Below are 7,089 nucleotides of genomic sequence, written 5' to 3' on the forward strand. Positions count from 1 at the left end.
GGGCGGGCACGGTCTTGCTTGCGCGGCCGGGCAATAGGATGAGCGGTCACGGCGGGAGGGGGCGGGATGACGCGGACCGGGCACGACGGCGGGGTGGAGCGGTGACCCCGCGCGCGTGGGCCCTGCTGACCCTGGCCGGCCTGGCGGTGGCGCTGCTCGTGGCGGTGGCGCTTCTGGTGCCGTGGAGCCGGCCGCCCGCGCCCCGAGCCGACCAGCTCGCGGCGCTGCGTGACCTTCCGGCCGAACAGGTGACCCGGGGCCGCGCGTTCCACGGCGCGCTGCGCCCGGCGGCCTGGTCGGCGCTGGCGGTCGGGCTGGTGGTGGCGTTGCTGCTCGGCCTGACCCCGCTGGGCGGACGCCTGGTCGAACTGGCCGGCCGGCCCTTCGGCGGGCACTGGATCGCGCAGGCGGTGCTCGGCGGGCTGGCCGTCATGTTCCTCGCCGACCTGCTCACCCTGCCGTTCGCGGCCTGGCGGCGCACCGTGCTGGTCCGCTACGGGCTGAGCACCCAGAGCTGGGGCGGCTGGGCGGTCGACCTGCTCAAGTCGTACGCGGTCAGCGCCGTGATCGGCGCGCTGGTGCTGCTCGGCTTCTACACCGTGGTCCGGCTGGCCCCGCGCTGGTGGTGGGCGTTCGGCGCGGCCGGCGCGGCGGCGCTGGTGGTGGTGCTGTCGTTCGTGCTGCCGGTGCTCGTCGAGCCGGTGTTCAACCGGTTCACCCCGATGGAGCCGGGCCCGCTGCGCAGCGAGCTGACCGCGATGGCGGCCCAGGACGGCGTACCGGTGCGCGACGTGCTCGTCGCCGACGCGTCCCGGCGCACCCGGGCGGTGAACGCGTACGTCTCCGGGCTCGGGCCGACGCGGCGGGTGGTGGTCTACGACACGCTGCTGCGCGAGGCGGAGCCGGCCGAGGTGACGAGCGTGGTCGCCCACGAGCTGGGGCACGCCAAGGACCGGGACGTGTGGACCGGCACGCTGCTCGGCGCGCTCGGCGCCGCCGCCGCGGTGGTGGCGCTCTACCTGATCGGCTCCTGGACGCCGCTGCTGCGGCTCGCCGGCGTCGACTCGATCGCCCAGCCGCGGGCGTTCCCGCTGCTGATCGCGCTGGTCACGGTCGCCGGGCTGCTCACCACGCCGGTGCAGGCGCTGGTCTCCCGCCGGATCGAGGCCCGCGCCGACGCCCACGCGCTGGCGCTCACCGGCGACCCGGCGACGTTCGAGGCGATGCAGCGCCGGCTGGCCGGGGTGAACCTGGCCGACCCCGACCCGCCGCGCTGGGAGCACCTCTGGTCGGCGACCCACCCGTCCACCGTGGAGCGGATGGCAGCCGCCCGCGCCTACGCCAGGGAGTCCGGCCGATGAGCCGCACCTTGCTGATCACCAACGACTTCCCGCCGCGCCCCGGTGGCATCCAGTCCTTCGTGCACAACCTCGCGGTGCGACAGCAGCCCGGCTCGGTGGTGGTCTACGCGTCGAGCTGGCGCGGGGCGGAGAAGTTCGACGCCGACCAGCCGTTCGAGGTGGTGCGGGAACGTACCCGGGTGCTGCTGCCCACGCCGCTGATCGCGCGGCGGGCGGCGCGGCTGGCCCGCTCGTACGACTGCGACACGGTCTGGTTCGGCGCGGCGGCCCCGCTGGGGCTGCTCGCGGCGGGCCTGCGGCGGCGGTCCGGGATCCGCCGGGTGGTGGCGTTGACCCACGGGCACGAGGTGGGATGGGCGGCGCTGCCCGGCGCCCGCTCGGCCCTGCGCCGCATCGGCCGGGGCGTGGACGTGACCACCTACCTCGGCGAGTACACCCGGACGCGGCTGGCGCGCGTGCTGGACGGGCTGACCGAGCTGCGGCGGCTCGCGCCCGGCGTGGACGTGGACACCTACCACCCGGACGTCGACGGCACGAAGGTCCGCGAACGGCTCGGGCTGGCCGACCGGCCGGTGGTGGTGTGCGTGTCGCGGCTGGTGCCCCGCAAGGGCCAGGACATGCTGATCCGCGCGCTGCCGGAGATCCGCCGCCGGGTGCCCGGCGCCGCGCTGCTGGTGGTCGGCGGCGGACCGTACCGCTCGACGCTGGAGAAGCTGGCCCGGCAGAGCGGGCTGGAACGCGACGTGGTGTTCACCGGTTCGGTGCCGTCGGCCGACCTGCCCGCCCACTACGCGGCCGGTGACGTGTACGCGATGCCCTGCCGCACCCGTAACCGGGGCTTGGACGTGGAGGGCCTCGGGATCGTCTACCTGGAGGCGGGCGCCACCGGGCTGCCGGTGGTGGCCGGCGACTCCGGGGGCGCGCCGGACGCGGTCCGCGACGGCGAGACCGGGTACGTGGTCGGCGGCCGGGACGTGGCCCAGCTCGCCGACCGGGTGGCCACGCTGCTCGCCGACCGGGACCTGGCCCGGCAGTTCGGCGCCGCCGGCCGGGCCTGGGTGGAACGGGAGTGGCGCTGGGAGACGCAGGCGCAGCGGATGGCCGCGCTGCTGGCCGGCTGACCGCCGCCCCCGGCCCGCAAGCGGCTCCGGCACGACCGCCGAGCCGCCTCAGGAGACGGCTTCGACGTGCACGGGCACCCGGCCCAGGTGCGGCGCCGCCGGGCCGGGGCGGCCGAAGTGCCAGCCCTGCCCGGCGTCGCAGCCGATCGCGCGCAGCCGGTCCGCCTGGTCGGCCGTCTCCACGCCCTCGGCGGTGACGGTCAGGTCCAGCGCGTGCGCCAGCGACACGAGCGAGGCGAGGATCCGCTCGTCGGTGCCGCTGTCCGGCGCGCGCAGGCCGGTGACGAACTCACCGGCCACCTTCAGCTCGTCGACCGGCAGGTCCCGCAGGTACGCGAGGTTGCAGTAGCCGGTGCCGAAGTCGTCGATGGCGACCCGGACCCCCAGGTCACCGAGCACCCGCAGCGCCCGCACCGGCTCGACCACGGTGCTCATCATGGTGCTCTCGGTGATCTCCAGTTGCAGCCGGCGCGGCGGCAGGCCGGTGCGGCCGAGCACGCCGCGTACCTCGGGCACCAGGTCGGCCCGGTGCAACTGGCGTACGGCGAGGTTGACGCTGACGAACGGCGCGTCGCCGTCGATCGCCGACCAGGTGCCCGCCTCGCGGCACGCCTCGGCCAGCACCCAGCTGCCGAGCGGGACGATCAGCCCGGTCTCCTCGGCCAGCGGGATGAAGCTGTCCGGCCGCAGCACGCCCAGCTCCGGGTGGCGCCAGCGGACCAGCGCCTCCATGCCGAGGACCCGCCCGTCGCGCAGGGACGTCAGCGGCTGGTAGTCGAGGTAGAACTCGCCCCGGTCCAGGGCGGCGGGGATGGCCGCGGACAGCGCGTACCGGGCCAGGTCGCGGCGGTTGCGGTCGGCGTCGAACAGCGACCAGCGGGCCCCGCCCGCGGCCTTGGCCCAGTGCAGCGTGCTGTCGGCCGCGCGCATCAGCTCCATCGGGGAGGTGCCCGCGACCGGGCGCTCCACGATGCCGATGCTCGCCGAGACGGTCAGCTCGTGGCCGTCGACCAGCGCCGGCTCGCGTACCGCGGCCAGCGCCGCCTCGGCGACCTGCACCGCGTCGTCGGTGCCGGTCGTGCGCTCGATCAGGATCACGAACTCGTCGCCGCCGAGCCGGGCCACCAGATGCTCGCCGAGCGCCTCGTGCAGCCGCTGCGCCACCGCGACCAGCAACGAGTCGCCGACCTGGTGGCCGAGGGAGTCGTTGACGACCTTGAACCGGTCCAGGTCCAGGAAGCAGACGCCGACCCGGTCGGCGCCCCGGTTGATCGCGGCGGCCAGCCGCTCGGTGAACAGCGTGCGGTTGGGCAGGCCGGTGAGCGGGTCGTGGGTGGCCTGGTGCCGGAACCGGGCCTCGCTGTCGCGCAGCGCCCGTTCCGCCTGCGCACGGGCCATCATGGCGGCCCGGCGGATGGACTCCTGCTCGTCGAGCGTGCGGTCGCGCAGCGCGCGGGCGTACCCGGTGGCGACGGTGGCGAGCAGCCGGGCCATCCGGTCCTCGACGTCGTCCACGACCAGGTCGAGGTCGCGGACCAGGCGCAGCTGGATCACCTCGACGGTGCGGCCCAGCCCTTCGGCGGAGGCGATGTGCGCCTGCACCAGCTCCGCGCCGACCTGCTGGCCGATCCGCAGGTCGAACGGCTCGGCACGCAGCGCCTGGGCCAGCCGTTCGGTGAGCCGTTGCAGCATCTCCTCCAGCTGCGACTGGGTCATCGGCAGGTAGCTGGTGCCGGACACCGCCTTGGCCCAGGCCCGGGCGAACACGCCGGGCCTGCTGCGGGCCGCGTCGTCACCCACCGAGCCGCCCGACCCCGCCCATGAACACGGCCCGCTCGGCGTTCTCGGCCTGGTCGGGGGAGTCCGGCCGCCACTGCGGCACCCACACCACACCCGGGTCGACCAGTTCGAAGCCGTCGAACAGCGCGGTCAGCTCGGCCCGGCTGCGGATCCAGAGCTGGCTGTCGGTGCGCCGGTAGACCCGCTCCGCCTCGGCCCGCTCGCCGGTGCCGTCGCGGCCCTCCTCGCTGGCCTGGGAGAGCACCAGGTGGCTGCCGGGCGCCAGTGCTCCGCGCAGCGTCCGCAGGATCTCCTCGGGGCGGTCGCTGTCCGGGATGAAGTGCAGCACCGCCACGATCATCACCGCGACCGGACGGCTGAAGTCCAGCAGCCGGGTGACCTCCGGATGGGTCAGGATCGCCTCCGGGCGGCGCAGGTCCTCCTGGAGTACGGTGGCGTGCTCGTTGCCGGCCAGGATCTCCTGGCTGTGCGCCACCGCCACCGGGTCCACGTCGACGTAGACGACGCGCGACTGCCCGTCGATCCGCTGGGCGATCTCGTGCACGTTGCCGACGGTGGGGATGCCGGAGCCGATGTCGAGGAACTGGCGGACGCCGGCCTGGGCGAGGTACTGCACGGCCCGGCGCAGGAACGCGCGGTTGGCCTGGGCCATCAGTGGCGCCTCCGGCACCGCCTCCACCATCGCGCGGGCGGCCGCCCGGTCGGCGGCGAAGTTGTGCGAGCCGCCGAGGTAGTAGTCGTACATGCGGGCGACGCTGGGGCGTTCGATGTCGATCGTCTCGGGTGCCCAGTCCGGCCGCTGCATGTCCTGCCCCTCGGGTGTCGACGGCGCGCGGTGGTCACCGCCGCGCGGATCACCCGGGTATTCTGCCCCTCCGCCGTCGTGGTGCAAAGACCGTCGTCGCTATGCGTCCGGCCGTTCACCGTACGCGGTCAGCCGCACCCACTACGCCGGAGAGGCCCGCGTCCGCGGTGGACGGGGCCTCTTCCGGCGGTGTGCCTCAGAACTTGGGCGCGTCCGGTGCCTCGAGCAGGCCCAGCCGCAGCGCGGTCATCAGCGCCTGGGCCCGGTTGGCGGCGCCCAGCTTCTCGTAGAGCTTGGAGATGTGGGTCTTGGCGGTCGACTCGCTGACGAACAGCTGCTTGGCGATGCCCGCCACGCTCATGCCGTCGGCGAGCAGCCGCAGCACCTGGCCCTCACGGGGGGACAGCTGCGGGCCGGACGGGGCCAGCCGGCGCTTCATCGCCTCGGCCAGGTCGGCGGCGGTGAACGCGCTGGGGGAGGAGGCGGCGTGCCGGGCGGCGGCGACCACCTCGTCGGCCGGCGCGGTCTTCGGCACGAACGCGCTCGCGCCGGCTTCCAGGGCGCCGAAGAGCTGGTCGTCGCCGGCGTACATGGTCAGCACGACGATGCCCATCGACGCGCTGGACTTGCGCAGGGCGCGGGTGGCCTCCAGGCCGCTGCCGTCGGGCAGGCGAAGGTCCATGATCACCACGTCGGGCTGGAGCGCGCCGGCCTGGCGCACGCCCTCCGCGGCGGTGGCGGCCTCGCCCACGACCTCGAACTGGCGGTCACGCTCGAACGCGTGACGAAGACCCTTACGGATGAGGTCGTGGTCGTCGACTAGGAGAACCTTGGTACGGGTGGCCGGTGTCGGACTGCTGGTCATCCTCGGGTTACTCCCCTTCTGCTGCTGCGGCGCTGCCGCGCACCTTATCGCGCCGGGGCGACGAGCCGAGCACCACGGCCACTGTCGTCCCACTGGGTCGACGTGGCCTGATCTCCAACCGGCCTCGGATACGTTCCGCCCTCTCGGCCATGATCGCAAGGCCATAGTGCCCGTCCGGGCGCTGGTCACCGATGCCGTGACCGTCATCCGACACTTCGATTCGGGTGTACGGGGGATCCACCTCGCACGTGACCCACAGATTCGACGCGCCGGCGTGCTTACGGGCGTTCGTCACCGCCTCCTGCGCGATGCGCAGCAACTCGGCCTCGGTCGCGGCCGGCAGCCGGGCGGTGGACTCGTCCAGCGACAGGTGCACCCGCAGGCCGCCGGAGGCGCCGACGGTGCGGGCGTACTCGGCGATGGCGGCGGCCAGGCCACCGTGCCGGTCCACCTCGCTGCGCAGCTCGAACAGGCTCAGCCGCAGCTCGGTGATCACCCGGGTCACCTCCTGGCGCAGCGTGCGCAGCGAGTCGGCGGTCTCGTCGGCGTCCTCGTGCACGGTGGCCAGGGCGTTGTCGATGCCGTACCCGACCATGACCAGTTCCTGGGCGACCCCGTCGTGGATCTCCCGGGCCAGCCGCTGCCGCTCCTCGTTGGTCGCCAGCGAGCGCACCTCGTCGAAGAGCAGCGCCGCCTCCAGCCGCAGCGCCGCCGGGCCGGTCAGCGCGGTCACCCGGGACACCACCGGCGGCGGGTACGCGGCGGCGGTGTCCGCCTCGATCACCACCAGGCCGACCGTGCGTACGCCGGCCACCAGCGGCACGATCAGCGCGGAGACCTCGCCGGAGTGCCGGGACCGGGCCTGCGACCGGGACGAGACGGTCGGCTGCTGGCTGGCCCAGGCGTCGGCGATGGCCGAGTCGGCGTCGAGCGTGGTCTCCCAGTCGACCCGGTCCGCGCCGATCTGGGCCAGCACCACCAGCCGGCCGCCGCCGCTGGCGGAGAGCACCGCGCCCCGGTCGGTCTTCGCCACCACCCGCAGCTCCTCCAGCAGGTGCTCGGAGATGCCGCCCGGGTCGAGCGTGGCGCCGGGCAGCTGGCGGGCGACCGTACGCAGCTGGGTGAGCAGCCGGGTCG

At 74.7% G+C, this 7,089-nt stretch carries 6 protein-coding genes; 2 read left to right on the plus strand and 4 right to left on the minus strand.

Annotation, left to right across the window (positions count from 1 at the left end):
- Positions 1-101 precede the first annotated feature (101 nt).
- A complete protein-coding gene (locus tag KBX39_RS18445) occupies positions 102-1,361 on the plus strand; it encodes a M48 family metallopeptidase (protein ID WP_209962711.1) in 1,260 nt (419 codons plus the stop codon).
- A complete protein-coding gene (locus KBX39_RS18450) occupies positions 1,358-2,482 on the plus strand; it encodes a glycosyltransferase family 4 protein (protein ID WP_210871694.1) in 1,125 nt (374 codons plus the stop codon). The genes KBX39_RS18445 and KBX39_RS18450 overlap by 4 nt, the downstream gene beginning before the upstream one ends.
- Positions 2,483-2,530: 48 nt before the next feature.
- Here KBX39_RS18450 and KBX39_RS18455 read toward each other — a convergent pair whose 3' ends face one another.
- The 4 genes from KBX39_RS18455 to KBX39_RS18470 all read right to left on the minus strand — a co-directional run.
- A complete protein-coding gene (locus tag KBX39_RS18455) occupies positions 2,531-4,198 on the minus strand; it encodes a bifunctional diguanylate cyclase/phosphodiesterase (protein WP_222949271.1) in 1,668 nt (555 codons plus the stop codon).
- 76 nt (positions 4,199-4,274) lie between these two features.
- Entirely contained in the window at positions 4,275-5,087 is an 813-nt protein-coding gene (locus tag KBX39_RS18460) for an SAM-dependent methyltransferase (protein ID WP_043329389.1), read from the minus strand.
- Positions 5,088-5,283: 196 nt separating this feature from the next.
- The gene (locus tag KBX39_RS18465) at positions 5,284-5,952 is read right to left on the minus strand and encodes a response regulator transcription factor (RefSeq protein WP_013287678.1); all 669 of its coding nucleotides are present in this window, start codon (positions 5,950-5,952) and stop codon (positions 5,284-5,286) included.
- A gap of 7 nt (positions 5,953-5,959) precedes the next feature.
- On the minus strand, positions 5,960-7,089 hold a 1,130-nt coding region (locus tag KBX39_RS18470; protein WP_210871696.1), incomplete at its 5' end, for a GAF domain-containing sensor histidine kinase.

The sequence above is a fragment of the Micromonospora sp. D75 genome (genome assembly GCF_018070405.1).
Taxonomy (GTDB): domain Bacteria; phylum Actinomycetota; class Actinomycetes; order Mycobacteriales; family Micromonosporaceae; genus Micromonospora; species Micromonospora chalcea.